Here is a 2,655-nt window from a genome sequence, read left to right on the forward strand (position 1 = left end):
ACAGTTCAGGAACCGGCGTCCCCGCCTCAGCCTGTTTGAGAATGGCGATGATCTGACTGTCAGTAAAACGTGATCGCTTCATAGAAATCCCCCTGTATTCAGGTCAGGAGAAAATTCTACTTATCAACACACCGGTTTTTCGGGGGGATTACCAGATAGCAGGGTAGCAAACTGCCATGGACAGAATCACCGCAAAATCCACCAGAACGAAAACGAATATCACCCCTACATTTAGTGGTGGCTACGTGAAGGTGGTTCATCTATTCTGCTTGTATCAGCGGGCAGGCCGGAGTCACTCTTTGTGGATAATCCCATCCTTCAGAAAACAATCATTATCTTTATTCTCATCCTGTGGGTAATCGATGAATTTAGGGCCAGGAAAAGAAAATGTTCTGACCCCGCTATTGAAGCAGCTGATGCCAGAGAACGCCATGAATGGCGCTATCTCAGATGGGGGTTCCGGACTATACAAGTGGCAGCGACAGTGTATATCTTCGTTCAGCTGATTCAGGTATTACTGAGATAAATGCCACAGGCAGGTACAACTGGACAAAAACATCTTACTGTCCAGTTGAGCCTCGGTGATCGCCGTTATGTAGGTCACCTGAGTGCCAGAAGCGGACACTCCAAATGAACTCTTATGTTAAATTTGAGTGCTATACCCCGTCACAACGAGAAATATAAAAAAATGAACGAGACGATGCGAATCGCAGTGATTAGTGATGCAGAGGCCGTTACGGCATTAACCAAAATGGCATACACCAAGTGGGTGCCTGTTATTGGCCGAGAACCTCTTCCGATGAAGGCAGATCATGCTGCATTCATCAAAGAAAACAGAGTTGACCTTTTGTTCTATGGCGAAGAGCTGGCTGCGCTCGTTGAAACAATTCAGCGCAAGGAAGATATCCTCATTGAAAACGTAGCCGTTGACCCGCGTTTTCAGAAACGCGGTTATGGGAGAAAAATGGTGACTCTTGCAGAACAATTGGCAGTTGAAGCCGGTTTAGATGTCGTCAGGCTATATACGAACTCGCTATTTGAAGTGAATCTTCGCTTTTACGAATCATTAGGCTATGAATTTGAACGCAGTGAAGAACGAAACGGCGGAGTCGCTATCCACATGTTGAAGCGTTTGGCCTAGACGATGTGTGATGTGGTCAGACGGTATGTGTGCCATGAAAATTGTATCGCCGGACTATGATGCACAACAGGGATTGACCTGATCCCCTTTGATTCACAAAAAATGCTGTGAGCAATGTCCGCTCCTCGCTCAAAGCTGCCTGTCAATAGCTGGGTATTGGATGCATTTTTGTTAGAGATGTCCAAGTAAAATGCGAATGGGTAGCCAAGTGAATGCAAATTCCCAAATGGACGACTAAACGCGTTTGAATGCCTGTGTATGTTGTTGCAGTAACATCCTTTCGACCTAACCGTGCAGGCCTGACAACGTCCGTAACAAGAAGTAGAAATATTGCTCAAAAGACAAGACAGGCGGGGCTACAAGGTAACACATGCAGTTAGCATACCCTTGCATTGATCCACAAACAATCGCACTGTGTCTGCCACAATTTTGCCACACGCACAACGCGCAAAAATGCACGGTCGTGTTAAAAAAAGCAAAACAACGCAACGATAACCAGATGATTTTATTAGAAAAGATGGTGCCGATAATAGGAGTGTAACACGCGATAAATCTTGTGTTCGGGTCTTCTTCTACGACCTTCGCAACTACCTGATTTAACGATTTTTACGCACACTGATAATCTGGCATTCATCATGCACATGATAAACGCCCCTAAACTTTAACGGGGTGGAAAATGAAATACAAGCCGGATCAATACATCATCTCTGATAGTTACGGAGTTTATTACGTCAGGATTTCAATTCCTGTATGGCTTCGTAATGCATTTGGTGGAAGAAAAACTCTCGTCCGTAGTCTGAACACTTCCGACCTTCGTGTGGCTCGTAGGAAGCGTGATGTTATAGCCGATGAATTTCACCACATCAGGCAAATTGCAGAGCCGCCAAAACCGGACAGCTTGCAGGATACGATCAGCTATTTAAAGAGCGTTGCTAAGTACGCGAAAGCTGCCCCGAAAGCATCAGCGCCGATTATCTACCAATGCCCCTCTCTGAATAAGATGTTAGAGATTTACCTTACGCATAACGCTGATCGCCTGAAAATGGGAACATTAAGCAAAACCAGGAAAGCCGTAGAACTGTTCCTGAATTACCTACGAAAGAAGGATGTGGAACTAAACGATATCAACCGTACCACCGTTACAGGCTGGCTTGATCATCTCAGAGAGACAAAGGCAGTCCAAACAGTGGCTAACTATCTTTCTGCAATGGCAAACATTCTCGATCTTGCCTCTTCCCGATACCAGGACGCCCCACCGCTGGAAAGTAACGTATTCAGAGGGCATAAACTCAATACAGCGCAGAGCCGCCAGAGTTACGAGGCATTCACGGACGAAGAAATTACGAAGCTCATTAGTGCGTTTAACGAGTTAGGAGAGGAAGAATTAAGGGATGTGACCGCTATCGCCGCTCATAGCGGGATGTGTTAGCGCCAGTGATATAAGACGGTAATTCACCATTAGCATTGTCCGCTCCACCCAACATGTTGTTTCCTTATGGTTCTCACACCAGAAA

The 2,655-nt window shown here is 45.7% G+C and carries 3 protein-coding genes; all 3 read left to right on the forward strand.

Annotated features, from left to right (window positions below):
• Positions 1–301: 301 nt before the first annotated feature.
• The 3 genes from GA0061070_RS25765 to GA0061070_RS24245 all read left to right on the forward strand — a co-directional run bounded on the left by GA0061070_RS25765 (position 302) and on the right by GA0061070_RS24245 (position 2,570).
• Positions 302–526, forward strand: coding sequence for a hypothetical protein (locus tag GA0061070_RS25765; RefSeq protein ID WP_049005647.1), 225 nt, complete (start codon positions 302–304; stop codon positions 524–526).
• 114 nt (positions 527–640) lie between these two features.
• On the forward strand, positions 641–1,141 hold the full coding sequence (locus GA0061070_RS24240) for a GNAT family N-acetyltransferase (RefSeq protein ID WP_090139073.1): 501 nt from the start codon (positions 641–643) through the stop codon (positions 1,139–1,141).
• Positions 1,142–1,817: 676 nt separating this feature from the next.
• Positions 1,818–2,570 (forward strand): DUF6538 domain-containing protein, encoded by a 753-nt coding sequence (locus tag GA0061070_RS24245; protein ID WP_090139075.1) that lies wholly within the window; start codon positions 1,818–1,820, stop codon positions 2,568–2,570.
• Positions 2,571–2,655: the final 85 nt, after the last annotated feature.

The sequence above is a fragment of the Kosakonia oryziphila genome (assembly GCF_900094795.1).
GTDB classification, from domain to species: Bacteria; Pseudomonadota; Gammaproteobacteria; order Enterobacterales; family Enterobacteriaceae; genus Kosakonia; species Kosakonia oryziphila.

What these genes read in the sequence shown, in the direction of transcription:
- GA0061070_RS24240 (WP_090139073.1), top strand. Translation starts at nt 641, where the DNA reads ATGTTAAATTTGAGTGCTATACCCCGTCACAACGAGAAATATAAAAAA.
- GA0061070_RS24245 (WP_090139075.1), top strand. Translation starts at nt 1,818, where the DNA reads ATGAAATACAAGCCGGATCAATACATCATCTCTGATAGTTACGGAGTT.